The organism is Gordonia sp. HS-NH1 (assembly GCF_001418765.1).
Taxonomy (GTDB): Bacteria; Actinomycetota; Actinomycetes; order Mycobacteriales; family Mycobacteriaceae; genus Gordonia.
Genome location: NZ_LIYC01000008.1, coordinates 36,379 through 61,153, shown reverse-complemented (window position 1 = coordinate 61,153; position 24,775 = coordinate 36,379). Strand labels below are relative to the sequence as shown.

Annotated in this window: 21 protein-coding genes; 11 read left to right on the top strand and 10 right to left on the bottom strand. The window is 68.9% G+C overall.

Annotated features, from left to right (window positions below; genetic code table 11):
- Window positions 1–71: 71 nt before the first annotated feature.
- Complete coding sequence (locus tag AMD30_RS08220) at window positions 72–2,429, bottom strand: glycoside hydrolase family 65 protein (RefSeq protein ID WP_044506266.1); 2,358 nt, start codon at window positions 2,427–2,429, stop codon at window positions 72–74.
- Complete coding sequence (locus AMD30_RS08215; protein ID WP_055475300.1) at window positions 2,426–3,148, bottom strand: beta-phosphoglucomutase family hydrolase; 723 nt, start codon at window positions 3,146–3,148, stop codon at window positions 2,426–2,428. The genes AMD30_RS08220 and AMD30_RS08215 overlap by 4 nt, the downstream gene beginning before the upstream one ends.
- A gap of 181 nt (window positions 3,149–3,329) precedes the next feature.
- Here AMD30_RS08215 and AMD30_RS08210 point away from each other — a divergent pair, with 181 nt between their 5' ends.
- The 4 genes from AMD30_RS08210 (at window position 3,330) to rsmA (ending at window position 7,298) form a co-directional block, all read left to right on the top strand.
- Window positions 3,330–4,163, top strand: coding sequence for a PhzF family phenazine biosynthesis protein (locus AMD30_RS08210; RefSeq protein WP_010844383.1), 834 nt, complete (start codon window positions 3,330–3,332; stop codon window positions 4,161–4,163).
- Between the two features lie 57 nt (window positions 4,164–4,220).
- Window positions 4,221–5,138, top strand: a complete 918-nt coding sequence (locus tag AMD30_RS08205) for a TatD family hydrolase (RefSeq protein WP_055475299.1) — start codon at window positions 4,221–4,223, stop codon at window positions 5,136–5,138.
- A gap of 91 nt (window positions 5,139–5,229) precedes the next feature.
- Entirely contained in the window at window positions 5,230–6,396 is a 1,167-nt protein-coding gene (locus AMD30_RS08200; protein ID WP_197282756.1) for a resuscitation-promoting factor, read from the top strand.
- Complete coding sequence (gene rsmA, locus AMD30_RS08195) at window positions 6,360–7,298, top strand: 16S rRNA (adenine(1518)-N(6)/adenine(1519)-N(6))-dimethyltransferase RsmA (RefSeq protein ID WP_055475298.1); 939 nt, start codon at window positions 6,360–6,362, stop codon at window positions 7,296–7,298. The genes AMD30_RS08200 and rsmA overlap by 37 nt, the downstream gene beginning before the upstream one ends.
- Window positions 7,299–7,430: 132 nt before the next feature.
- On the opposite strand, the gene AMD30_RS08190 is transcribed toward rsmA, so the two are convergent.
- Window positions 7,431–8,423 (bottom strand): LLM class F420-dependent oxidoreductase, encoded by a 993-nt coding sequence (locus AMD30_RS08190; protein ID WP_055475297.1) that lies wholly within the window; start codon window positions 8,421–8,423, stop codon window positions 7,431–7,433.
- A 141-nt stretch (window positions 8,424–8,564) separates the two neighbouring features.
- Here AMD30_RS08190 and AMD30_RS08185 point away from each other — a divergent pair, with 141 nt between their 5' ends.
- The 3 genes from AMD30_RS08185 to AMD30_RS08175 are packed head-to-tail and all read left to right on the top strand — an operon-like array spanning window position 8,565 to window position 11,415.
- Window positions 8,565–9,233, top strand: coding sequence for an HAD family hydrolase (locus AMD30_RS08185; RefSeq protein WP_055475358.1), 669 nt, complete (start codon window positions 8,565–8,567; stop codon window positions 9,231–9,233).
- A gap of 53 nt (window positions 9,234–9,286) precedes the next feature.
- Window positions 9,287–10,252 carry a 4-(cytidine 5'-diphospho)-2-C-methyl-D-erythritol kinase gene (locus tag AMD30_RS08180; protein ID WP_010844377.1) on the top strand — a complete coding sequence of 322 codons (966 nt, stop codon included), beginning with the start codon at window positions 9,287–9,289 and terminating at the stop codon, window positions 10,250–10,252.
- A gap of 17 nt (window positions 10,253–10,269) precedes the next feature.
- Complete coding sequence (locus AMD30_RS08175; protein ID WP_055475296.1) at window positions 10,270–11,415, top strand: alpha/beta hydrolase; 1,146 nt, start codon at window positions 10,270–10,272, stop codon at window positions 11,413–11,415.
- A 37-nt stretch (window positions 11,416–11,452) separates the two neighbouring features.
- On the opposite strand, the gene AMD30_RS08170 is transcribed toward AMD30_RS08175, so the two are convergent.
- From AMD30_RS08170 to AMD30_RS08155, 4 genes are all read right to left on the bottom strand, one after another.
- Complete coding sequence (locus AMD30_RS08170) at window positions 11,453–13,291, bottom strand: ABC-F family ATP-binding cassette domain-containing protein (RefSeq protein ID WP_055475295.1); 1,839 nt, start codon at window positions 13,289–13,291, stop codon at window positions 11,453–11,455.
- A 32-nt stretch (window positions 13,292–13,323) separates the two neighbouring features.
- On the bottom strand, window positions 13,324–14,163 hold the full coding sequence (locus AMD30_RS08165) for an SGNH/GDSL hydrolase family protein (protein ID WP_148281259.1): 840 nt from the start codon (window positions 14,161–14,163) through the stop codon (window positions 13,324–13,326).
- A gap of 324 nt (window positions 14,164–14,487) precedes the next feature.
- Entirely contained in the window at window positions 14,488–15,645 is a 1,158-nt protein-coding gene (locus tag AMD30_RS08160; protein ID WP_055475294.1) for an acyl-CoA dehydrogenase family protein, read from the bottom strand.
- Between the two features lie 57 nt (window positions 15,646–15,702).
- Entirely contained in the window at window positions 15,703–16,899 is a 1,197-nt protein-coding gene (locus tag AMD30_RS08155) for an acyl-CoA dehydrogenase family protein (protein WP_055475293.1), read from the bottom strand.
- Between the two features lie 315 nt (window positions 16,900–17,214).
- On the opposite strand from AMD30_RS08155, the gene AMD30_RS08150 reads away from it, so the two are divergent.
- A complete protein-coding gene (locus tag AMD30_RS08150) occupies window positions 17,215–18,348 on the top strand; it encodes a thiolase family protein (RefSeq protein WP_055475292.1) in 1,134 nt (377 codons plus the stop codon).
- A 364-nt stretch (window positions 18,349–18,712) separates the two neighbouring features.
- Window positions 18,713–19,477: an SDR family NAD(P)-dependent oxidoreductase gene (locus AMD30_RS08145; RefSeq protein WP_055475291.1), complete on the top strand. Its 765-nt coding sequence runs from the start codon at window positions 18,713–18,715 to the stop codon at window positions 19,475–19,477.
- Between the two features lie 17 nt (window positions 19,478–19,494).
- On the opposite strand, the gene AMD30_RS08140 is transcribed toward AMD30_RS08145, so the two are convergent.
- Window positions 19,495–20,679 carry an acyl-CoA dehydrogenase family protein gene (locus tag AMD30_RS08140; RefSeq protein ID WP_055475357.1) on the bottom strand — a complete coding sequence of 395 codons (1,185 nt, stop codon included), beginning with the start codon at window positions 20,677–20,679 and terminating at the stop codon, window positions 19,495–19,497.
- 211 nt (window positions 20,680–20,890) lie between these two features.
- On the opposite strand from AMD30_RS08140, the gene fabG reads away from it, so the two are divergent.
- The gene (fabG, locus tag AMD30_RS08135; protein WP_055475290.1) at window positions 20,891–21,649 is read left to right on the top strand and encodes a 3-oxoacyl-ACP reductase FabG; all 759 of its coding nucleotides are present in this window, start codon (window positions 20,891–20,893) and stop codon (window positions 21,647–21,649) included.
- Between the two features lie 51 nt (window positions 21,650–21,700).
- On the top strand, window positions 21,701–22,924 hold the full coding sequence (locus tag AMD30_RS08130) for an acetyl-CoA C-acetyltransferase (RefSeq protein ID WP_055475289.1): 1,224 nt from the start codon (window positions 21,701–21,703) through the stop codon (window positions 22,922–22,924).
- A 59-nt stretch (window positions 22,925–22,983) separates the two neighbouring features.
- Here the strand turns inward: AMD30_RS08130 and AMD30_RS08125 are convergent, their stop codons facing one another.
- Complete coding sequence (locus AMD30_RS08125) at window positions 22,984–23,856, bottom strand: LysR family transcriptional regulator (protein ID WP_055475288.1); 873 nt, start codon at window positions 23,854–23,856, stop codon at window positions 22,984–22,986.
- Window positions 23,857–23,864: 8 nt separating this feature from the next.
- Complete coding sequence (locus tag AMD30_RS08120; protein ID WP_055475287.1) at window positions 23,865–24,767, bottom strand: LysR family transcriptional regulator; 903 nt, start codon at window positions 24,765–24,767, stop codon at window positions 23,865–23,867.
- Window positions 24,768–24,775: the final 8 nt, after the last annotated feature.

Sequence of the window (24,775 nt, the reverse complement as noted above, 5' to 3'; positions counted from 1 at the left end):
TTCGCCGTCGATCACACCCCTTGACACAGTGACAACGTCAAGTGCGCGGACCCCGACCGTCGGGCCGGGCCCTAGATCTCCCGTCGGTAGGGTTCGCATCCCGGTGGCGCCTTCGGCGGCTCGCGATACTCCAGCTCCGGGATGTGCATGGTCACCGGGGCCGACTCGAGCGTGAACTTCTCGCCGTGATGGGCCAGGTCGATCGGCGGACCCGACAGCAGCCGGTACGTCGCGTTGTCCTTGTCGACGGCCACCACGATCTTCGAGTCGCGGATGATCATGCGGAACGACATGTACGTCAGCCGCCGGGGGAGCCGGGGCGCGAACGTGATGTTCCCGCCGAAGTCGCGCATGCCGCCGAAGCCCGCGACGCAGTCGGTCCAGGCACCGGCCAGCGCGGCGATGTGCAGGCCGCTGCTGACGTTGTTGTGCAGGTCGTGCAGATCGGTGAACACCGACTCGGCGAGCAGATCGTAGGCGAGGTCGGGGTAGCCGACCTCGGCGGCGGTGACCGCCTCACAGCACGCCGACAGCGACGAGTCGCGGACGGTCAACGGGTAGTAGTAGTCGAAGTTGCGCAGCTTCTGCTCGGCGGTGAACGCATCGCCGAACAGGTAGGTCGCGAACACCAGGTCGGCCTGCTTGACCACCTGCTTGCGGTAGAGGTCGTAATACGGGTAGTTCAGCAGGAGCGGATAGCGTCCGACCGACGACTCGAAGTCCCAGGCGCCCAGCAGGGTGAACGACTCACACTGCTGGTGGACGCCGAGGGCGTCGTCGTAGGGGATCGTCATGTCGTCGGCACACGCTTCCCAGTGCGCCGCTTCGGCGGTCGTGACCCCGAACTGTTCGGCGAGGTCGGGCCGGCGGTGTACGGCCGCCACGGCGTCCCGCAGGTTCTGCTGCGCCGCGAGGTTGGTGAAGGTGTTGTTGTTCACCACGGCGGTGTACTCGTCGGGACCGGTCACGCCGTCGATGCGGAACTTGCCGTTCACGTCGTGGTGCCCGAGGCCGGCGAACAGTCGTGCGGTCTCGACGAGGAGTTCGACGCCGCACTCGGTCTCGAACTGTTCGTCGTTGGTCGCCCGGAGGTAGCGGGCCGTGGCGTTGGCGATGTCGGCGGACACGTGCACGCCTGCGGTGCCCGCGGGCCAGTAGCCCGAACACTCGTCGCCGTTGATCGACCGCCACGGGAACATCGCCCCGCGCTGACCGAGTTCGGCGGCGCGGGATTTCGCCTTGTCCATGGTGGAGTGGCGCCATCGCAGTTCCTCGCCGGCGGCGGCGGGGACCGTGTAGGTGAGCATCGGGAGGATGAAACTCTCGGTGTCCCAGAAGGTGTGACCGTCGTAGCCGGGGCCGGTGAGCCCCTTGGCCGGGATGGCGCGGGACTGACCGCGCGCGCCGGCCTGCAGCACGTGGAACAGCGCGAACCGGACCGCCTGCTGCAACTCCGGATCGCCGTCGAGTTCGACGTCGGCGTCGCGCCAGAAGTCCTCGAGGTAGCGGACCTGGTCGGCCTTGAGCGAATCCCAGCCGGTCTCCATCGCCATCGCGAGCGCCGCGTCGACCTGGGCGCGCAGCGCCGGCACCGAGCGTCGGGCCGACCAGCCGTACCCCATGTACTTGGTGAGGGTCAGGCTCTTGCCCTTCGGCACGTTGGCCGCGATGGTGAGTCGGGCCAGGTCACCGTCGGCGCGGATGAAGGTGTCGGCCTTGTCGGGGAAGTAGATCTCGTGGTCCATCCCGGCCGCGATGTGTAGGCCGGACTTCTTGGTGTGGTGGACCAGCATGCCCCAGTAGTTGCGGCAGGTGGCGAGGTCGGAGACCAGCGGGGCGTCCAGCGCGGCCGCCAGGCGCGGGTCGTTGCCCGGTGCCGGCACCGGCTCGTTGGCCAGGAGATCGGACTGCAGAACGAGTTTCATGTCCTCGTCGACCGGCTCGACCTCGTAGCGGATCGCCGCGATCGTGCGCTTGGTGAAGGACACGAGACGCTCGGACTTGATCCGGACCTTGCGGCCGGTGGGTGAGGTCCACACCGTGTGACGACGGAGGGTGCCGGTCCGGAAGTCCAGCGTCCGCTCGTGCTCCTCGGTACGCCCGTACCGGAGGTCCATCGGCTCGTCCTCGACCAGCAACCGGATGATCTTGCCGTCGGTGACGTTGACGACGGTCTGTCCGGACTCGGGATAGCCGTAGCCGCTCTCCGCGTAGGGCAGGCCGCGCAGCTCGTAGAAGCCGTTCAGGTAGGTGCCGGGATGGTCGACGGGCTCGCCTTCCTCGAACGACCCGCGTAAACCGATGTGCCCGTTGGACAGTGCGAACAGTGTCTCGGTTCGGCCGAGCATGTCCAGATCGACCCCGCCGCGCCATTTCAGCTGCCACGGATGGATCTCGAAGCCGAAGTCGTGGCCGTGCTCGGCGGTCATGCGGGCAGCAATTCGACGAGATCGGTCACGACGACGTCGGCACCGGCCGCGCGCATGGCCTCGGCCTGCACACCACCGACGCGGTCGACGCCCACGACGTAGCCGAATGCTCCCGCGCTGCCGGCCTGGATGCCGGAGATGGCGTCTTCGAAGACCGCCGCCGCAGCGGGTTCGACGCCCATCTGCTCGGCGCCCAGGAGGAACGAGTCGGGAGCGGGCTTGCCCTTCAGGCCCTTCGCCACGATGTCGAGCCCGTCCACCCGGACCTCGACGAATTTCGACAGATCCGCTGCATCCAGCACTGCTGCTCCGTTCTTCGAGGAGGTCACCACCGCGATCCGGAGGCCGGCATCTCGCGCCGCCTCGAGGTATCGCACCGAACCCGGATACGCCTGCCCACCGTCCTCGGCCAGGCTGACCAGGAACATGTCGTTCTTCCCGTTCCCGATCCCGGTCACGGTCTGCGGGTCGACGTCGTCGATCCCTCGGGAGGCGAGGAAGGCCCGGACGCCGTCCTCGCGGGGACGCCCGTCGACGTAGGCGAGGTAGTCCTGGTCGGTGAACTCGACGAAGTCGGCATGGTCCGCGCCGCCCAGGCGCGCGGCGAGAAAGGCGTCGAACGCCTTCTTCCATGCCTTGCGGTGTAGCACCGCGGTCTCGGTGAGAACTCCGTCGAGGTCGAACAGTGCGACGGTGATCGAATCTGGCAATCCCAACACGCTTCGCCACGCTACCCGTCCCGGACGACTCCGGCGCGATTTGCGTGGCCGGGCGGACCGTTTTCCCTCGACCACGTCCGCGCGCGTGTACCCGTCGTGTCGGGCGGTGTCCGCCCGGGTCGGGGTGGGCGACCCGAAAACCCTTTGACCGGGCAACAACTGGGAGTGAGACGATGAACCGATGACCCGACGATTCGCCCAGATCGATGTGTTCTCCGCCACTGGAACCGGTGGTAACCCGGTGGCCGTGGTGCTCGACGCCGCCGACATCCCCGACGACCGGATGGCCGCGTTCGCCCGCTGGACCAATCTGTCGGAGACGACGTTCGTGCTGCCGCCGACCGACGCCGCCGCCGACTACCGCCTGCGTATCTTCACCCCGGACGGGGAGTTGCCGTTCGCCGGGCACCCCACTCTCGGCTCCGCGCATGCCTGGCTGACGACGGGCGGCCGCCCGGCCGGGGAGGACATCGTGCAGGAGTGCGGCGTCGGCCTGGTCCGACTGCGCCGCTCGGGTGCACGCCTGGCCTTCGCGGCGCCGCCGTTGCGGCGGTCCGGCCCCGTCGAGCCCGCGGTCGTCGCCGAGGTCGCAGCCGCGCTGGGAGTCGATGTCGGCGAGGTCCTCGCGGCCGAGTGGGTCGACAACGGGCCGGAATGGATGGTGCTGCAGCTCGGGTCGGGGGAGCGGGTGCTCGAGGTGGCGCCGGACATCCCGGCCCTCGGGGATCACAAGGTCGGGCTGTTCGGGCGGTACGGCTCGGGTGACGGCGAGGTCTTCGGTGAGGTGCGGGCGTTCGTGCCGGGGATCGGTGTCCCCGAGGACCCGGTGACGGGCAGTCTCAATGCCGGTATCGCGATGTGGTTGCGTGCGCACGGCCACGCACCGGCGTCCTATGTTGCCGCGCAGGGTGCGGCACTCGGCCGTGCCGGGCGCATCCACGTCCACGACGACGGCGAGAACATCTGGATCGGCGGGGACACCACGACGGTGATCGAGGGCACGGTGACGCTCTAGGCGGTCGGGGCGCACCGCGGCCGGAGGCGTCGGGCGCTCTGTGCCAAGGTGGGTGCCATGAGCGACGCCCCTGGTGGCCCCGGCACGGGGCCTGCCGAGCCGAACGGCGGCGAGACCCTGAGCAACAAGGCCGCGAAGAAGCGTCGTCGGCGCGAACCACCGCCGGACCCGGCTCCGCTGGCCGGTCTCGTCGACGCGCACACCCACCTCGCGGCGTGCGGCGGACGCGACGCCGACGCGGTCCGCGCGATCTGCGACCACGCGCAGGCCGTCGGCGTCGACCATGTGGTCACCGTCGCCGACGACATGGTCGACGCGCGCTGGGCGGTCGCGGCCGCGGAATGGGACGATCGGGTCTACGCGGCGGTGGCCTTGCATCCGATGCATGCCGGGGATCTGAACGACGAGACCGCGGCCGAGCTCGAACAGATGGTGCGTCACCCGCGGGTCGTCGCGGTGGGCGAGACGGGTCTCGACTACTACTGGCCCGGGAAGTCCGACGAGTGCGCGCCACCCGGGGTGCAGCATGAGACGTTCCGCTGGCACATCGACCTCGCGAAGCGGGTGGGCAAGCCGCTGATGATCCACAACCGTGAGGCCGACCGGGATCTGCTGGACGTCCTGGCCGCGGAGGGCGCGCCCGAATCCGTGATCATGCACTGCTTCTCCGGTGACCGAAATGTTGCACGCGAATGTGTCGAGCGTGGCTTCATGCTCAGTTTCGCCGGCACTGTGAGCTTCGCCAACGCCGAGGAACTCCGGATCGCGGCCGAACTCGTGCCCGACGACCAGCTTCTCGTCGAGACCGACGCGCCGTTCCTGACCCCGCATCCCTACCGTGGCCAGCCGAATCAGTCGTATTGCCTGCCGTACACGGCGCGGGCGCTCGCCGAGGTGCGCGGGGTGACGGACGCGGAGATGGCACAGACCCTCGGGGCCAACGCGCGCCGGGTGTACGGCATCCCTTTGCCATAATCTGGCCGGTTCGTTATCGTACTGTGATCCGCCTGGCCGGCGTGCAGATCCAGTCGGCCGACGTGGTGCCAGTGTTGCCTATCAGGATGTCGTGCCCTTGCCTTCCTTGCCGAACCCAGAGTCGTCCACCCCGGCGTCGCCAAAAGCGGTCTTCTCCAAGATCAACGGATCGAACTCGTTGCGTGTCCGCGTCGCGGTCGGCGCCGTCTGCGCCACCGTCGCGGCCGGCGGGATCATGGGCGTCGCCATGCACAAGAACGTCGCGATCGACGTCGACGGCGACGTTCGGCACGTGTCCACCATGGCGATGTCCGTCGAGAGCCTCCTCGAGTCCGAGGGGCTCGCACCCGCGGACGGTGACAAGGTGAGCCCCGGCCTGGACTCCGGATTCGGCGACGGCCAGACCATCAAGGTCAACCGGCTCAAGGAGGTCACCCTCGACGTCGAGGGCAAGCCGGAGAGGATCGTCACCAACGCCTCTACCGTCGATCAGCTGCTGGCCGAACGCGGGCTGAGCCACGCCGCCGAGCAGGCCGTCTTCGGCAACGAACTCCCGGTCGACGGCGGCGAGATCGACGTCGCGCTGCCCAAGCCGGTGACTCTCGTCGACGGCCCGGCCAAGAAGCGTCCGACCGTCGCCGCACACACCGTCAAAGATCTGCTCGAGTCACTCGGGACGCCGCTGGGCGCCGAGGACAAGGTCACCCCCGCGGCCGACACCAAGGTCACCCCGAACCTCAAGATCGTCGTCACCCGGATCAAGACCGAGGACGTCACCCTCACCGAGCCCGTCGCTCCGCCGGAGGTCAAGAAAGAGGACCCCACCCTCGTCCGCGATCGCAAGGTGGTCGAGAAGAAGGGGACTCCCGGCGAGGCGCGTGTCACCTACAAGGTCACCACCGTGAACGGCCGGGTCGTCAAGCGCGACAAGCTGACCAGCGAGGTGCTCAGCGAGCCCGTCGCGGCCACCGTCCGCATCGGCACCAAGCCGGGTGCGCCGTTCGTGCCGCCGGGGTCGGTGTGGGACGCGCTCGCCGCGTGTGAGGCGACCGGCAACTGGGCGATCAACACGGGCAACGGCTTCTACGGCGGCGTCCAGTTCGACCAGAACACCTGGGAGCGCTGGGGCGGTCTCGAGTACGCTCCGCGAGCCGACCTCGCCAGCCGCGAGGAGCAGATCGCGATCGCGAAGAAGACCCAGGCGGTCCAGGGCTGGGGCGCGTGGCCGTCCTGCTCGTCCAAGCTGGGCCTGCGCTGATCGGCGAGACGCCCGCGGGCACACCCGACGAGTCACCTGCGGGCACGCCCGACGAGGCCCCGCGCCTGCTCGGACCCGCGCAGATCCGGGAGCTCGCAGCCGAGGTCGGTGTCCGGCCGACCAAGACGCTGGGACAGAACTTCGTCCACGACGCGAACACGGTGCGACGCATCGTCGCGGCGTCGGGTGTCGGCGCCGGCGACACCGTCCTCGAGGTCGGCCCGGGATTGGGCTCGCTCACCCTCGCGCTACTCGGGACGGCCGGCAAGGTCGTCGCGATCGAGATCGATCCGGTTCTCGCGCAACGTCTTCCGGACACCATCGCGGAGTACGCGCCGAGCCGGCAGGACAATTTCGAGGTCATCCTCGCCGACGCCCTGCACGTGACGCGCGACGACCTCCCGGTGGTACCGACCGCCCTCGTCGCGAATCTGCCGTACAACGTCTCGGTGCCGGTCCTGTTGCACCTTCTCGGACTGTTCCCCGAGATCACCACCGCGCTCGTGATGGTGCAGGCGGAAGTCGCCGACCGTCTCGCCGCGGGTCCGGGCAGCCGGACCTATGGCGTACCGAGCGTCAAGGCGCGTTACCACGGACGCGTGAGCCGGGCGGGTTCGGTGGGACGCAACGTGTTCTGGCCCGAACCCAAGGTCGAGTCAGGACTCGTCCGCATCGAACGCACCGACGACCATTCGACCGACCCGCTCGACCGGCAGCAGGTGTTCGCCGCGATCGACGCCGCATTCGCCCAGCGCCGCAAGACGATGCGCTCGGCCCTCGCCGGCTGGGCGGGATCGGCGGCCGAAGCCGAACGCCGACTGCGCGAGGCCGGTATCGATCCCGGCGAGCGGGGCGAGAAGCTCGACGTCGACGACTTCGTCCGGCTCGCACGCACCACCTGATGGGGTTTGCTGCCTGCGCCTGCGCCTGCGCCTGACGAAAACCGCCCCTGGAATCCACCCACAGGAGGCGTCGCGGCGACACATCGTCGCTCGCGGCCGCCCGCGGGGCGGATCTCAGGGGCGCTTTCGGACTCAGTTCGACGCGGCTCGCAACTTCTCCAGCAGCGCGGGTGCGGCGTCGCGTAGGAACTCGTCTTGCGTGTCGCCTCCGATCTGGACGAGCGCGATGTCGGTGAAGCCGGCCTCCCAGAAGGGTTTCACGGCCTCGACGATCTGATCGAGGTCGGGGCCGCACGGGATGTTGCCAGCGACGTCGTCCGGCGTGACGAACTGGGTCGCGGCGGCGAATCCCGCGGTGGTCCGCAGGTCGGCGTTGACATCCCATCCGCCGGCGAACCACCGGAACTGATCGTGCGCACGTTCGATCGCCTTGTCGCGGTCGGGATCCCAGCTGATGGGGATCTGCCCGATCGCGCGGGACCGCTGTCCGTCGACGGTCGTCGTCGACTGGTGCGCGTTCCAGGCGTTGATGAAGTCGGCGTCGGGTTCGACGGCGATCAGGTGGTCGGCGAGCGGGCCGAACGTCTCGATGCCCGCGTTGCCTGCGACCGCGACACCGATCGGGACCGGCTGATCGGGGAGATCCCAGATCCGGGCGGCGTCGACCTGGAAGAACTCGCCGCGGAAGTCGACGAGCTCGCCGGTGTGCAGCTTGCGGATGATCTCGATGGCCTCGGCGAGCATGTCCTGGCGGTCGGCGACCGACGGCCAGCCCTCGCCGACGACGTGTTCGTTGAGGTTCTCGCCCGAGCCCAGACCGAGGGTGAAGCGACCGTCGGCGAGGATCTGCAGCGTCGCGGCCTTCTGCGCGATGATCGCCGGGTGATAGCGGATCGTCGGGCACGTCACGTACGTCATCAGGTCGACCCGCTCGGTCGCGTGGGCGACGGCTCCCAGGACCGTCCACGCGTACGGTGCGTGACCCTGGGCCGAGAGCCACGGAAAGTAGTGGTCGCTCGACACCTCGAAGTCGAAGCCGGCGTCTTCGGCGCCGACGGCGTACCGCACCAGCTCTTTCGGGCCGGCCTGCTCGGTCATCAGGGTGTAGCCGAATCGCGTTGCCATGGGGTTCTCCTCTGCGAGATCGGTCGCTTCGGTGTAGGCGTTGAGTCGTAGGTCCGAATCCGGGACGCTCGAGACGGTGGTGCCCGGACGGTGGACGTCCGACGACGGGGCGCGGTTCTCGACCCCGGAAACGAGGTGCAGATGCCGGACCACAAAGCGGATGGGTCGATCGACACCGTGCTTCTCGATGTCGACGGTACCCTCGTCGACTCGACCTACCTCCACGCGTTGGCGTGGATGCGGGCCTTCGCGGGCCACGACCTGATCCCGCAGTGGTGGCGGGTGCACCGGGCGATCGGCATGGGCGGCGACCGCCTCGTCGGCGAGATCTGCGGCGACGAGGTGGAGGACTCGCTCGGCGATACGCTCCGCGACGACTGGGAGGGGCACTACCGCCGGCTGCTACCCGACGTCCGTCCGCTCCCCGGCGCAGCCGACCTGGTCCGAGGGTTGCTCGACGCCGGGTATCGGGTGGCTCTCGCGTCGTCGGGGAAGTCGGAGTTCACCGATGCGGCGCTGGAGTCGATGGGGTTGTCGCGGAACGACTTCGCCGCCGTGACGACCTCGGACGACGCCGACTCGTCCAAGCCGGCGCCCGATATCCTGTCGGTCGCACTCGACGAGGCCGGCGGCGGGCGGGCCGTGGTCGTCGGCGACACGGTGTGGGATGTGGCGTCGGCGCACCGGCTGCCGGCGGAGTGCGTTGCGGTGCGCTCCGGCGGGTTCTCGGAGGGTGAGTTGCGCGACTCGGGGGCGGTGCTCGTCGTCGAGCACGTCGGTGAGCTCGTCGACCGCGACTGGCGTCCCTGAGCGACGGCGTCGATTGGCGCGAGGCCGACCCCGGGGCGCTAGTCTGGATCATTGTGTCGCGTACGTCGCTGTCGGTGGTGTCGGACTCCGTCACCGCACGGGCTCCGTCGAAGGTCAATCTGCACCTCGGGGTCGGTCCGCGCCGCGAGGACGGGTATCACGACCTGGTCACCGTCTTCCAGGCGCTGTCCCTGCACGACGACATCCGGGTGGCCCGTGCGAACGAGACGACCGTGACCGTCCGCGGTGAAGGCGCCGGGTCGGTCCCGGCCGACGAGTCCAATCTCGCGGTACGCGCGGCGTTGGCACTGGCCGACTGGGCGGACCGGTCCGGCAAAGTCGCCATCGACATCGACAAGACGATCCCGGTGGCCGGCGGCATGGCCGGTGGCAGCGCCGACGCCGCGGGGGCGCTCGTCGCACTCGCCGCCCTCTGGAAACTCGACATCGGCCGGGACGACCTCGCCACGATCGCCGCGGGTCTGGGCAGCGACGTCCCGTTCGCGTTGCATGGCAACACCGCGCTCGGCACCGGGCGCGGCGAACGGTTGATGCAGGTCCTCTCCCGCGGGGAATTCCACTGGGTCCTGGCACTCGCGCGCGAAGGGCTGTCCACGCCGGCGGTGTACCGCGAACTGGATCGGTTGCGCGGCAGCCGTTCTGGCGAGTGCGCCGACGACGACGAACGCGACCTGCTCCGACGCCCCGACGAACTGATGCAGGCGCTGGCGTCGGGCGACCCGCGCGCGGTGGCGCCGCTGCTGCACAACGATCTACAGCCCGCGGCGCTCTCACTGCAGCCGACGCTCCGCCGGACGCTGCGTGCCGGGATCGACGCCGGAGCGTTGGGCGGCATCGTGTCGGGGTCGGGTCCGACGTGCGCCTTCCTGTGCGCCGACGAGACCAGCGCGGTGAACGTCGCGGCGGAACTGTCCGGCGCCGGAGTTGCTCGCTCGGTCCGCACCGCAAGCGGTCCGGCTGCCGGGACGCGAGTCCTGGGAGCCGATCTCCGGCGCTGATCACCTACGGTTGATCGATGCCCCGTAGACCCTTCGCAGTCGTCGCGTCGACCGTCGTCGCCCTGCTGCTCGGGCTGTCGGCGGTCGCCATGCCGGGCTCCGCCGTGGCCGCCGCACCCGCCGACGGGTTCGTGTTCACCACCACCGAGGTCGCCGACGACGAACTCCCGTCGTCGGCCCGAGCGGGGACCCGGATCACCTACGCGACGCGCGATCAGAACGGACGTCCGGCGATGTCGAGCGGCGTGTACTGGGTGCCCGAAGGCGTGCCGCCCGCCGGCGGCTGGCCGATCGTCTCCTGGGCGCACGGGACGGTGGGCCTTGCCGATGAGTGCGCGCCGACCCTGCACCGCCTCGGCGACGGCGTCGAGGCGCCGGTGCGGGCGGCACTCGACGCCGGCTACGCGGTCACCGCAACCGACTACGCCGGGCTCGGATCGGCGGGGGAGACGGAGTACCTCGGCGGCCGGGCGGCCGCGTATTCGGTACTCGACATGATCCGTGCGGCACGGTCGGTCGACCCCTCACTCGGGTCGCGGTGGGTGTCGACGGGTCATTCGCAGGGCGGTCACGCCGCACTTCATGCGGGCCGCCTCGCCGCGGAGCACGCACCCGAACTGCCGGTCGCCGGCATCGTCGCGATCGCCCCGGTGTCGTCGCTGGAGAACCTCTTCGGACTGTTCGGCCCGCGCGTCCCGGGTCTCGGCGCGCTGAATGTCCTGAGTGCGCCGTTCCTGTTCACCCTCGCCGGTCTCGACCACGCCCATCCGGAGCTCGGTGTCGCCGACTTCCTGACCGCCGACGGCAAGCGTTTCCTCGACCGGGCGCGCGCCCGGTGCAACGGCGATCTGGTCGACGCGCTGCGGTCGGTGTCACCGGGTTCACTCGTCGCGTCGTCGTTCACCGACGAGCAGGAGTTCCGGAACGCCCTGCGCGAGTACGCGGAGGTCCCCACGTCCGGATACCCGGCGAAAGTCACCCTCGCACACGGGTTTCTCGATCCGGTTCTGCCCTACCCGCTGTCCCGGTCCCTGCGGTCGGCGATGCGCGACGCGGGCACCGACGTCGACCTCAAGACCTACGCGCGTGCCGATCACAGCAGCGTCGTCGACGAGTCGCTGCCCGACGTGATGACGGCGATCCGGGAGTCGTTCGGCCGCTGACGAGATCCTTCGCCGACGAGCGGGCCCGGGCCGCCGGTCATTCGAGGGCTTCGCCGAGCTCCATCCAGCGGTCCTCGACCTCGGCCAGCTCGGTCTCCATGGCGCGGATGCGTTCGGTCTCGGCGGCGAGCCCCTGGTAGTCGGACTGATCATGGTCGGCCAGCGCCGCTCGCGCGGAGTCGATCGTGCTGTGCAACTTGTCGATCCGACGCTCCAGGGCGGCCAGCTCCTTGTTCGCCGCGCGCAGCTCCGCGCCGCTCAGGGCCGAACCCGACCCACCGCCCGTCGACGTCGAACGGCCCGAACCCGAACCGCTCGAACCCGATCCGCCCGAGCCCGATCCGGAGGCGGCCGCCTTCGACTGCGCCGCACGGAGTTTCAGGAACTCGTCGACCCCGTTCGGGAGGTGCCGCAACTTGCCGTCGAGGACGGCGAACTGCTGATCGGTGACCCGTTCGAGGAAGTACCGGTCGTGCGAGACGACGATGAGCGTGCCCGGCCAGGAATCGAGGAGATCCTCGAGCGCGGCGAGCATGTCGGTGTCGAGGTCGTTGGTCGGCTCGTCGAGGATCAGCACGTTCGGGGCGTCGAGGAGGATCAACAGCAGCTGCAGGCGTCGCTTCTGTCCGCCGGACAGATCGCGGACCGGGGTGGAGAGTTGCGCGCTGTCGAAGCCCAGCCGTTCGAGCAGCTGCGACGGCGAGAGTTCCTGCGCCTTCGACCCGGCGCCGAAGGTGTAGGTGGTCTGCAGTTCCGTGATGACCACGCGGACCGGATCGTCGAGGTACCGGTCGAGGTCGTCGAGGCGCTGCGTGAGGGTCGCGACCTTGACAGTTTTGCCGCGCTTGACCCGTCCGCCGGTCGGCTCCACCGTCCCGGCGATGAGACCGAGCAGCGTGGACTTGCCCGCGCCGTTGACCCCGAGGATGCCGGTGCGCTCACCGGGCGCGAGCCGCCACTCGACGCCGTCGAGGACGTTGCGCTCGCCGTAGGACACCGACACGTCGAGCAGGTCGACGACGTCTTTGCCGAGACGTGCGGTGGCCAGGGACTGCAGGGCGACGGTGTCGCGAACCGGCGGTACGTCGGCGATCAGTGCGTTGGCCGCGTCGATTCGGAACTTCGGCTTGGATGTCCGTGCCGGGGCGCCCCGACGCAACCAGGCCAGTTCCTTGCGTGCCAGGTTCTGCCGGCGCGCCTCGATGGTCGCGGCCTGCCGGTCGCGTTCGACGCGCTGCAGGATGTAGGCGGCGTATCCGCCCTCGAACGGTTCGACGATCCGATCGTGCACCTCCCAGGTGACGGTGCAGACCTCGTCGAGGAACCACCGGTCGTGGGTGACGACCATCAGTCCGCCGGCGTTGGCCGGCCAGCGGCGCTTGAGGTGCTGTGCGAGCCAGGTGATGGCCTCGACGTCGAGGTGGTTGGTCGGCTCGTCCAGCGCGAGGACGTCGTGCTCACCGGCCAGCAGCCGTGCCAGGGACACCCGGCGTCGCTGACCACCCGACAGCGACGCGGTGGGCGCGGTCCACTCGACGTCCCCGAGTAGTCCCCCGATGACGTCGCGGACGCGGGCGTCGCCAGCCCATTCGTGTTCGGGACGGTCACCGACGACGGCGTGCCCGACGGTCTCGTCGTCGTCGAACACGTCGACCTGATCCAGCACGCCGACCCGTACGCCGCCCCGGACGGTGACGCGACCGGAATCGGGCTGCATCCGTCCGGCGAGCATCGCCAATAGGCTCGACTTGCCGTCGCCGTTGCGCCCGACGATTCCGATGCGGTCGCCCTCGTTGACGCCGAGGGACACCGACTCGAAGACCTTGGTGGTCGGGTATTCCAGGCCTAGGGTTTCCGCGCCGAGTAGATGAGCCACCCGACAAACGCTAGTGGGTGGCCGGTGTCGGGCTAACGGCGGATGGCCCCGTTGATCATGGCTGCGAAGGCGACGGCGCCGGCCTGGTTGACGTGGAATGGCAGGGCGATGCGATTCGACAGCGAGCTCTCGTACCAGGGGCTGATCAGGTTGCACGCATCGTGCCCCGCCGATCGGCGGTTGGCGTCGATGAAGGTGCCACCGACCTTGGTCGACGCCCGCCAGAGCGCGCCGTTGGCGCGGTTGAAGACCTCACGCATCCACCGGGCGTCGGGGTCGCTCAGCGGGACGAGCGGCCAGCATCCGCTGAACCCGATGAAGCCACCCAGGCCGACGACGATGATCTGGGCGTTGGGTGCCTTCTTCCGGACTGCGCGCAGCGCCGGGGTCACCCGGCTCTCCATCAGGTCGATCCGACGCCGGACCTCGTTCTCGAGGCCGCGGTTGTGGCGGCAGCGCCGGTCGGTGAACGCGGGCGTCCGGCATTGGTTCAGGATCGCGTTCCATCGCATGTCGTTGCCGCCGATGCTCACCGTGATCAGTTGCGCGTCGCGCGGGACCAGATGCAGCTGAATCGGCTTCGTGCCACCGCTGGTGTGCTGGGGGGCCTGGTACAGGTGCGCCGCCTGGGCGCCCGCGCACGAGGCGTCGATGAAACGTCGCGGCAGAGTGGCCCCGGCGACGAGGGTCGGGTAGTTGAACGCCGACCGCTTGCAGCCGCCGAAATACGCGGGGGTCGGGGTGTAGAAGCTCCCGGACGCACGCGAATCACCGAGCGCCACGTAGGTGCCACCGGTGTACCGCGCCGGGGCCGCCTGCGCGGGCGCGGACACCGCCGCCATCAGCGACACCACGAACGCGGTGACCAGCACCGTCGCCAATACACGGACCCCACCCCGGACAAACCCCACCAACGCACACCACTTCCGCTACCCGCCGATTGCTCAGGGAATCTTAAGGCACGACCGGCGGACGGGAAACCGGACTGGGCTGAGCGTTCACCGGTGTTGTCGGTACGCATCGGTCGACTGTTACCGCGGGCTGCGCGAACCCTGCCGCGGGCGTGAGCGGCGGATATCACACGAGCAGGCTGAAGACCACCCGTAGGAAACGGACAGCTGCCGATGGGTTGCCCGGCCCGGCTCCGTGGGGTGGTTTTCAGGGAGCGACAGTCGGAGCGGCGACCTGCATGACACCTACAGGCCGAGGTCCTTGGCGATGATCGTCTTCATGACCTCGCTGGTGCCACCGTAGATGCGGGTGACGCGGGTGTCTGCGTACAGCCGGGCGATCGGGTACTCCAGGACGTAGCCGTACCCGCCGTGCAACTGCAGGCACTTGTCGATGACCTTGCCGGCGGTCTCGGTGGCGAACAGCTTCGCGCGGGCCGCGTCCGGGACGGTGAGTTCGCCCTCGTTGTGGAGTTCGAGTGCGCGGTCGACGATCGCGCGGATCGCCTCGACCTCGGCAGAGCACTCGGCGAGCACGAACTTGGTGTTCTGGAACGCGGCAACGGGTTTGCCGAAGACGTCGCGCTCCTTGGTGTAGGCGATCGCATGCTGGACGGCTGCCGCGGCGGTGGCCGACGCCCCGATGGCGATGGTGAGTCGTTCCTGCGCGAGGTTGTGCGCGAGGTACGAGAACCCGGCTCCCTCCTCGCCGAGCCGGTCGGACACGGGAACCTCGACCGAACTGAACGAGAGTTCGGCGGTGTCGGAGGCCTTGAGTCCGATCTTCTCGATCTTGCGGCCCACCGAGAATCCCTCGGACTTGGTGTCCACCACCAGGATCGACAATCCGGCACGACGGTTCTCGGGATCGAAAGGTGCGGTCCGGGCGACGACGAGGACGCGATCGGCCAGTGCGCCGCCGGTGATGAACGTCTTCGCGCCGTCGAGTACGTAGTGCGATCCGTCCTCGGACAGCTTGGCGGTGGTCGAGATGTTGGCGAGATCAGAACCGGTGCCGGGTTCGGTCATCGCGATCGCGAACATCAGCTCGCCGGAACAGAATCCGGGCAGCCAGCGCTGCTTCTGCTCGTCGGTGGCGTACTCGACGAGGTAGGGGAGGATCAGGTTCGAGTGCACCGAGTAGCTGCCGAAGGTGACACCCGCGGCCGAGGTCTCCTCGGCGATCACCATCGAGTAGGTGAAGTCGGAGACACCGCCGCCGCCGTACTCCTCGGGCGCCTCGATGCCCAGGACGCCGAGTTCGCCGAGCCGGTTGTAGAACTCACGCGGCGGATGTCCCTGTTTCTCCCAGTCGTGATAGACGGGCGCGACCTCCTTGGCGATGAAGTCCCGGACGGTCTTGCGGAACGATTCGTGGTCCTCGGTGAAGATGCGACGCAGCATGTGGTCCCTCGAAACTGTTGTGGGCGGACGGGTCTGACGAGATTCGACTCGCGGCGGTCATTTCTCGCGATATTCGCGCAGGAGTCCCTTGGAGATGATCTGTTTCTGTATTTCGCTGGTGCCCTCGCCGATCAGCAGGAAGGGTGCGTCGCGCATCAGCCGCTCGATCTCGAACTCCTTCGAATAGCCGTAGCCACCGTGGATTCGAAAGCTGGCCTGGGTGACCTCGGCGCAGTACTCGCTGCACAGGTATTTGGCCATCCCGGCGGCGACGTCGTTGCGCTCGCCCGAGTCCTTCAGGCGTGCCGCATTGACCATCATCAGGTGCGCGGCCTCGACTTTCGTCGCCATCTCGGCCAGCGAGAACGCGATGGCCTGGTGTTCGGCGATGGGCTTGCCGAAGGTGGATCGCTGCTGCGCATACTTCACGCCGAGTTCGAATGCGCGCTGGGCGATCCCGCACGCGCGGGCGGAGACGTTGACGCGGCCGACCTCGACGCCGTCCATCATGTGCGCGAACCCGCGGCCGCGCTCGCCGCCGAGGATGTCGGACGCGGATGCGCGATAGCCGTCGAAGATCAGCTCGGTGGTGTCGATGCCCTTGTAGCCCATCTTGTCCAGCTTCCGCGGGATCGTCAGCCCGGGCCGCACCTCGCCGAAACCGGCGGGCTTTTCGACGAGGAAGGTGGTCAGGTTCTTGTGCGGTTTCTCGTTGCCCTCGTCGGTCCGGACCAGCGCGGCAACGAGAGTCGACGATCCGCCGTTGGTCAGCCACATCTTCTGTCCGTCGATGATGTATCCGTCATCTCCGTCGCGCTTGGCGCTCGTCTTGATCGCCGCCACGTCCGACCCCAGTTCCGGTTCGGACATCGAGAACGCGCCGCGCACCTCGCCGGTCGCCATCCGGGGGAGGAACCGCTGCTTCTGGTCGTCGGTCCCGTGCTGCCGGATCATGTACGCCACGATGAAATGGGTGTTGATCACCCCGGACACACTCATCCAGCCGCGTGCCAGTTCCTCGACGCACAGCGCATAGGTCAGCAGGGATTCGCCGAGCCCGCCGTACTCCTCGGGGATCATCAGACCGAACAAGCCCATCTCGGCCATGCCGTCGACGATGGCCTGCGGGTACTCGTCGGCGTGCTCGAGCTCCTGCGCGGTGGGGATGATCTGTTTGTCGACGAACGAGCGGACATTGGCCAGGATCTCCGTCTGGATCTCGGTGAGGCCGAGGGTCTGCGCGAGGCGGGTCATGGTGGTGGCTTGTCTCCGAAGTCGGTCGGGGTGCGATCGCACCGTCGGGCGGGCGCGTGTGCGACTTCACACAGGTCCGTCTCACAGCATGCACTCATCGACCGCGCTGAAGTAGTCGCGCTGAACTAAGGGAGTGATAGCGCGAGCCAATGGCACGCGCGCCTCCCATAGGCAGGGCCTCATCGACCGTGAGTGTGAACCGACTTGTCTGCCAGGCGCCCCGGTGGTCGGCTCGTCAGAACGGGCGATCACGTCCGCCGGCGTCGTACACGTCTGACACAACCGTCATCCTTGCCCCGACATCGAGGAGTCCTCATGCGTGATGCAGTGATCGTCGACGCGGTCCGCGCGCCCATCGGCCGCCGTCGCGGCGCCCTGTCCGGGATCCATCCCGCCGACCTGTCCGCCCATGTACTCGAGGCGCTCGTCGAGCGGACCGGCATCGATCCGGCTGTCGTCGACGACGTCGTCTGGGGCTGCGTCAGCCAGACCGCCGAGCAAGCGGGCAACGTCGCGCGAACGGCCGTGCTCGCCGCCGGCTGGCCCGAGAGTGTCCCCGGAACCACCGTGACTCGCGCTTGCGGGTCGAGCCAGCAGGCGGTCAGCATGGCGGCCGCGGCGGTCGCCTCGGGCCAGCAGGACGTCGTCATCGCCGGCGGCGTCGAGTCGATGAGCCGGGTCCCGATGGGCAGCGCCGCGCCGAACGGCGAGCACCAGCCGCCCACGGTCCTCGACCGTTACGGCGTCGACAGGTTCAGCCAGGGGATCGGCGCCGAGATGGTCGCCGCGAAGTGGGGATTGGATCGCACTCGCCTCGACGAGTATTCGCTGCGATCACACGACCTCGCCGCGCAGGCGGCCGACCGCGGAGCCTTCGACGCCCAGCTGGCCCCGATCCCGGGCGTGCTCGAGGGCGACGAGGGAATCCGGCGCGGCGGCACCCTCGAGTCGTTGGCCAAGCTCGCGCCGGCCTTCAGCGAGGACGGCGTCATCCACGCCGGCAACTCCTCACAGATCTCCGACGGGTCCGGTGCCCTGCTGATCATGTCCGGCGAGACCGCGAAGTCGCACGGTCTCACGCCGATCGCCCGAATCCACACCGCGGTCGTCGCCGCCGATGATCCGGTGATCATGCTGACCGGGCCGATCCCGGCAACGGCGAAGGCGCTCAAGCGTTCGGGGCTGTCGATCGACGACATCGGCGCCTTCGAGATCAACGAGGCGTTTGCCCCCGTGCCACTGGCCTGGCAAGCCGAGGCCGGCGCCGACATCGAGAGACTCAACCCGCTGGGCGGCGCGATCGCCGTCGGCCACCCCCTGGGCGGGTCCGGCGCGATCCTCATGACCCGGCTCGTCCATCACATGCGCGACAACGGGATTCGATACGGACTGCAGTCGATGTGCGAGGCCGGCGGGATGGCCAACGCCACCATTCTCGAACTGATCTGACCACGGAGCCTCCGCCCTGAGATGCGAGGAGCGCAGGCGGCCCCCTCTGCTCCCTGAGGTGCGGGGAGCGTCGGCGGCCCCCCTGTTCCCTGAGGTGCGAGGAGCGTCGGCGGCCCCCTCTGCTCCCTGAGGTGCGAGGAGCGTCGGCGGCCCCCCCTGTTCCCTGAGATGCGAGGAGCGTCGGCGGCCCCCTCTGCTCCCTGAGGTGCGAGGAGCGTAAGCGACGAGCCTCGAAGGGTCTCGTACGGCGACCCGCCAGACCCTTCGTGACGCTCGCAAGCTCGCTCCTCAGGGGGCAGGGGCGGGCTCGCAAGCTCGCTCCTCAGGGAGCAGCAAACATCACCACGAAAGGTACTGAACAACAATGGAACTCAACGGACTGTCGGTGGCGATCACCGGTGGCGCATCCGGTCTCGGCCTCGCGACGGCCCGACGTGTCATCGACGCCGGCGGCCTGGTCACCCTGATCGATCTGCCGACCTCGGACGGACAGGCCGTGGCCGACGGGCTCGGCACCGCGGCCTCGTTCGCCGCCGCCGACATCACCGATCCCGAACAGTTCGCCGCCGCACTCGATGTCGCCGACGACCGCGGTGGCCTGCGCGGACTGGTGCACTGTGCCGGAGCCGGCCGGCGCATGCGCATCCTCGACAAGGAGGGCAGGGCGGGTTCGGTCGAGGACTTCGAGTTCGTCGTCAAGCTGAACCTCGTCGGGTCGTTCCATGCGCTGTCGCTGGGCGCGGAACGCATCGCGCGGCTCGAGCCGATCGAGGGCGAACGCGGCGCCATCATCATGACCGCGTCGGTTGCGGCGTTCGAGGGACAGATCGGCCAGATCAACTATGCGGCATCGAAGGCGGGCATCGTCGGGATGACGTTGGTCGCGGCCCGCGACCTGGCCGGCAAGCTCATCCGGGTGAACACCATCGCTCCCGGCACGATGGACACCCCGCTGCTGGCACGCCTGCGCGACGACGTGCGTGCGTCACTGGAGGCGAGCATCCCCCATCCGGCACGACTGGGCCGGCCGGAGGAATTCGGGCAGCTCGCGGCCTCGATCCTGGAGAACTCCTATCTCAACGGCGAGACCATCCGCCTCGACGGGGCGATCCGGATGGCACCGCGCTGAGCCGACCGATTCGAGAATCAGCGCTGGGCGCGCTTGACCAGGTTGCGTCCGATGATGAGCCGCTGGATCTCGCTGGTGCCCTCGTACAGGCGGAGCAACCGCACCTCGCGGTAGATGCGCTCCACCGGGACGTCGCGCATGTAGCCGCTGCCGCCGTGGATCTGGACCGCGAGATCGGCTACCTTGCCGACCATCTCGGTGCAGAACAGCTTGGCGGCTGACGGGGCGATGCGCCGGTCGGTGTCGTCGACCCAGGCGCGGGCCGCTTCGCGCACCAGTGCTCGCCCGGCCATCACGCCGGACTGCTGGTCGGCGAGCATGGCCTGTACCAACTGGAACTCGCCGATCGCGGTACCGCCCTGGGTCGCCGTCGCGGCCCACGACACCGACTCGTCGAGGGCGCGCTGCGCGGTGCCCACCGAGAGGGCGGCGATGTGAACCCGGCCGCGCGCCAGGCTCATCATCGCGGCCTTGTAGCCCACGTCCTCGCTGCCACCGACCAGCGCCGACGCCGGGACACGCACATCGTCGAAGTGCACGTCGGCGGTCCAGGCGCCCTCCTGGCCCATCTTGCGGTCCTTGGCGCCCACGCTGAGCCCCGCGGCGTCGGCGGGGACGAGGAACACTGCGATGCCGGTGCCGTCGTCGTCGGCCGGGCGGGTTCGGGCGAACACGACGAACAGATCGGCCAGCGGGGCGTTGGTGATGAACCGTTTCTCGCCGGTGATCACCCAGTCGTCGCCGTCGCGGACGGCCTTAGTGCGGAGTCCGGCCGGGTCGGAGCCGGCCCCCGGCTCGGTCAGCGCGAACGAGGCGACCACCTCGCCGGACGCGATCTTCTCCAGCCACGCGGTTTTCTGCTCATCGGTGCCGAAGTGCACGAGTACCTGGCCGGCGATGCCGTTGTTGGTGCCGAACATCGACCGCAGCGCCAGGGAGGTGTATCCCAGTTCCATCGCGAGTTCGACGTCCTGGGTCAGGTCGAGGCCCAGACCGCCCCATTCCTGCGGGATGGCGTAGCCGAAAAGACCCATGTCCTTGGCCGTCTGGCGGATGTCGTCCGGGATCGCGTCCGTGTCGAGGATCTCCTGCTCACGCGGGACCACCGCCTCGCGGACGAACTCACGCGTCGCGGCGAGAATGTCGGCGAAATCCTCGGGTCCCACCCGGGAGGTCGAGGCTGGTTGCATCACACCGGTCATGCGCCCACTCTGCGCGTTCGCACCTCGGCCGTCCAATACGAAACCGGGATCGATCCGATAGCCGCTGCGTATGAGCGTGGAGGGGTTCGACGGGGGACGATCTCGATAGATTGAGTTCACCCACCCGCCGGCGCGGCGCCCTGTCGCTGTTCGCCGTTCGCTCTCCACCGACCTCACGGGGCGGTGGGACCCCGGAAGGACGACACGACACATGTCACGCACCACCGCGCAGCCGCTGCTCGAAGGACGTACCGCCGTCGTGACCGGTGGCGCGCAGGGCATCGGTTTCGAGATCGCCAGATCGTTCGTCGAGGCCGGCGCTCGAGTCGTCCTCGGCGATCTCGGCCTCGACGCCGCGCAGGCTGCCGCGGACGAACTCGGCGGTAGCGAGGTGGCCCGGGCGGTGCGGTGTGACGTCGTCGACGCGGCCGAGGTCGACGCACTGCTGGCGACGGCGGTCGAGGTCTTCGGGTCTCTCGACGTCGTGGTGAACAACGCGGGGATCACCCGGGACGCCACGATGCGCACGATGACCGAGGAGGATTTCGACCAGGTCATCTCGGTGCATCTCAAAGGCACCTGGAACGGCACGCGTAAGGCGGCGGCGATCATGCGCGAGGCCAAGCGCGGTGCGATCGTGAACATCTCGTCGCTGTCGGGCAAGGTCGGCATGGTCGGGCAGACGAACTACTCGGCGGCCAAGGCGGGCATCGTCGGCCTCACCAAGGCCGCGGCCAAGGAGATGGCCCATCACGGCGTACGGGTCAACGCGATACAGCCCGGTCTGATCCGGTCGGCGATGACCGAGGCGATGCCGCAGAAGGCATGGGACCAGAAGATGGCGGAGATCCCGATGCGACGCGCCGGCGAGGTCGGTGAGGTCGCGAGCGTCGCATTGTTCCTGGCGTCGGACATGTCGTCGTACATGACGGGCACCGTCCTCGAGGTGACCGGCGGCCGCTTCATGTGAGAGTCGCTCTCACTTAGACAACTTCGCACCATCGAACCCGAAAGGTCATCCATGCGCGACGTGGTCATCTGCGAACCGGTACGGACCCCGATCGGCCGCTACGGCGGGATGTTCAAGAATCTCACCGCCGTCGATCTCGGGGTCGCCGCGTTGACGGGGATGCTCGATCGCACCGGACTCGACCCGGGGAAGGTCGAGGACGTCATCCTCGGTCACTGCAACGGCAACAGTGAGGCGCCCGCCCTGGGACGAGTGATCGCCCTCGACGCGGGGTTGCCGATCACGGTGGGCGGCATGCACATCGACCGTCGTTGCGGCTCGGGACTGCAGGCCGTCATCCAGGCCGCATACCAGGTGTCGTCGGGCGACAACGACGTCGTGGTCGCCGGTGGTGCCGAATCGATGAGCAATGCGTCGTTCTACTCGGTGGACATGCGGTGGGGTGGTGCACGAACCGGGATCGCCATGCACGACAGTCTGGTTCGCGCCCGCTCGACCGCCGGCGGAAAGAACTACCCGGTGCCCGGCGGCATGATCGAGACGGCCGAGAACCTGCGCAAGGAGTATGAGATCTCCCGGGAAGAGCAGGACGAGCTGGCTGTGGCATCGCACGAACGAGCGGTCCGCGCTCAGAAGGACGGCGTACTGGCCGAGGAGATCATCCCGGTCACCGTTCCCTCGCGAGGACGCGACCAGGTCATCGACACCGACGAGCATCCGCGCCCGGATGTCTCGGTGGAATCGTTGTCGAAGCTCAAGCCGATCATGGGCAAGACGGACCCGGATGCGACGGTGACGGCGGGCAACGCCAGCGGCCAGAACGACGCCGCGTCGATGGCGATCGTGACCACGCCCGAGGTCGCCGAGAAGCTGGGTCTGCGCCCGCTGGTCAAGCTCGTGTCCTGGGGTCTGGCCGGGGTACCGCCGCGCACCATGGGGATCGGGCCGGTGCCGGCGACCGAGAAGGCCCTCGCGAAGGCCGGACTGACGCTCGCCGACATCGACGTCATCGAACTCAACGAGGCCTTCGCCGCGCAGGCGCTCGCCGTCACCCGCGAGTGGGGTTTCGGCCGGTTCGGCGCCGGCGGCGATTTCGATCGCACCAACGTCCATGGCTCGGGAATCTCACTGGGACACCCGGTCGGGGCCACCGGCGGCCGCATGCTGGCCTCGCTGGCGCGCGAGCTGCACCGGCGCGGGGCGCGATACGGTCTGGAGACGATGTGCATCGGCGGTGGTCAGGGACTCGCGGCGGTCTTCGAACGCGTCGGCTGACCCCAAGACTCACCGGACCCCACCCGAGTCGCTCCGGTGGGGTCCGGTGTTCCAGTCGGTCATCCCACCGATTCGCGCACGAGGTCGACGAAAGCCTGGCCGACGGCCGACAGGGACGGCGGGTGAAAGGCGATCGCGAAGGGACGCACGACATTCGGTTCGATCTCGCGGATGACGACCGGGGAGTCCGCCGACTCCGCGACGGACCGCTCGAGGAGCGTGCCGCCGATGCCGGACTCCACCATGGGGAGCCGTTCCTCGCGGATCTCCGACAGCACGGCGAGCGGCGGCCGGACGCCGCCGACACGGATGGCCTCCTCGAACTCGTCGGCCACCGAGTAGCCGCGCGGCACGAAGACCATCGGGATCGGCGGCAGGTTGTTCAACGGGATCGGGCCCTCGGGTACCTCGGTGCCCGGCGGGTAGACCAGGACGTGTTCGTGTTCACCCATCACGATCACCTCGAGGTCGTCACCGGCGATCGGCAGGTGAGCGACGGCGAACTCGCAGTGACCGTCCTCGATCGCCGACGCGGCCCTGGTCTCGTCGCGTAACTCACCCAGCCGCACCGACACTCGTGGATACGCGGCACGGAACCGGGTGACGAGGTCGACGACGGGTCCGACGGCGGTGGCGGCGAAGGCGAGGATGTCGAGATGACCGGTGAGTTCGTCCTCCGACGCCGAGAGCAGGTCGTCGACGGCATCCATGTCGCGCACGATCTGACGTGCGGGACCGACCATCGTCCGCCCGGCCGCCGAGAGCACCATCCCGCGGCCGATGCGGTGGAACAGCTGCACCCCGAGTTCGCGTTCGAGCGCCCGGAGTGCTTGGGACACGGTGGGTTGAGCGACGCCGAGAGCCGAGGCCGCACCACCGATGCCCTTGTTCTCCACCACCGCCAGGAAGTACTCGACCTGCCGCAATTCCATGGTGGAAGTCACCAGTCCCGTGGTTCGGCGGGATCCGGAGCGATCCCGCAGTGGACCTTCGCCGCGGAGATGAAGGCGAGCGCGGCCGGCGAGGGGAGCCCGGATCGCAGCACGAGTCCCCACGCCCGCGTCAGCGGCGGGTCGAGCGCGAGTCGCCGCAGTCCCGCGAGCTGCCGTTCGGCCACGGTGCAGGGGAGAACCGTTGCCCCCGTTCCCTTCTTGACCAGACTCCACACCGCGGAAGGCAGCTGGCAGTCGACCACCACGTTCCTTCCGTCCTCGTCGAGGAGCCCGTCGAGCAGCCCCGCCGTGATCGGGTCGCTGTGATCGATGACGAGGGGTAGTGAGCGCACCGCCGAGTGCGGTATCGGATCCGGCAGTCCGTCGGCGAGCGGCGCCGGCGCCGCGACGACCAGTTCCTGCTCGGCCATCGGGATGGCGGTGAAAGTCGCGTGCTCGGCGGTCGAGTCCATGATCCCGACCTCGGCCTCGCCGGATCGCAGCGCCGACAGCACTCCTGCGGGGCTGTCCGCGGAGACGACCCGTACGGACAAGTGCGGGAAGCGTTCCCGGAACAGACGCACGACGTTGACCACCGGGTCCACGCTGAACGCCGCGTAGGTCACGACGTCGACGCGGCCGGCACGCAGCTCGCGAACCGCGTCGACCTTGGCCTTGGCACGGTCGACGTCGGCCAGGATGCGGCGGGCGGCGACGTCGAGTTTGCGTCCGGCCTCGGTGAGTTCGAGCCGGCGCCCGGTGCGGTCGAACAACGTGACGCCGAGGCGCTTCTCGAGCGTGCGGATGGCCTGGGACAGCGACGGCTGTGATATGTAGAGGGACTGGGCGGCCTTCGTGATGCCGCCGTGGTCGACCACGGCGACGAAGTAGGTCACGAGGTGCAGGTCCACCCCGGTCA

Excerpts from the sequence above, each read along its gene's own strand:
- AMD30_RS08220 (WP_044506266.1), bottom strand. The coding sequence starts at position 2,429 with ATGACCGCCGAGCACGGCCACGACTTCGGCTTCGAGATCCATCCGTGG.
- AMD30_RS08210 (WP_010844383.1), top strand. The coding sequence starts at position 3,330 with ATGACCCGACGATTCGCCCAGATCGATGTGTTCTCCGCCACTGGAACC.
- AMD30_RS08205 (WP_055475299.1), top strand. The coding sequence starts at position 4,221 with ATGAGCGACGCCCCTGGTGGCCCCGGCACGGGGCCTGCCGAGCCGAAC.
- AMD30_RS08190 (WP_055475297.1), bottom strand. The coding sequence starts at position 8,423 with ATGGCAACGCGATTCGGCTACACCCTGATGACCGAGCAGGCCGGCCCG.
- AMD30_RS08185 (WP_055475358.1), top strand. The coding sequence starts at position 8,565 with ATGCCGGACCACAAAGCGGATGGGTCGATCGACACCGTGCTTCTCGAT.
- AMD30_RS08175 (WP_055475296.1), top strand. The coding sequence starts at position 10,270 with ATGCCCCGTAGACCCTTCGCAGTCGTCGCGTCGACCGTCGTCGCCCTG.
- AMD30_RS08160 (WP_055475294.1), bottom strand. The coding sequence starts at position 15,645 with ATGCTGCGTCGCATCTTCACCGAGGACCACGAATCGTTCCGCAAGACC.
- AMD30_RS08155 (WP_055475293.1), bottom strand. The coding sequence starts at position 16,899 with ATGACCCGCCTCGCGCAGACCCTCGGCCTCACCGAGATCCAGACGGAG.
- AMD30_RS08150 (WP_055475292.1), top strand. The coding sequence starts at position 17,215 with ATGCGTGATGCAGTGATCGTCGACGCGGTCCGCGCGCCCATCGGCCGC.
- AMD30_RS08145 (WP_055475291.1), top strand. The coding sequence starts at position 18,713 with ATGGAACTCAACGGACTGTCGGTGGCGATCACCGGTGGCGCATCCGGT.
- AMD30_RS08140 (WP_055475357.1), bottom strand. The coding sequence starts at position 20,679 with ATGACCGGTGTGATGCAACCAGCCTCGACCTCCCGGGTGGGACCCGAG.
- fabG (WP_055475290.1), top strand. The coding sequence starts at position 20,891 with ATGTCACGCACCACCGCGCAGCCGCTGCTCGAAGGACGTACCGCCGTC.
- AMD30_RS08130 (WP_055475289.1), top strand. The coding sequence starts at position 21,701 with ATGCGCGACGTGGTCATCTGCGAACCGGTACGGACCCCGATCGGCCGC.
- AMD30_RS08125 (WP_055475288.1), bottom strand. The coding sequence starts at position 23,856 with ATGGAATTGCGGCAGGTCGAGTACTTCCTGGCGGTGGTGGAGAACAAG.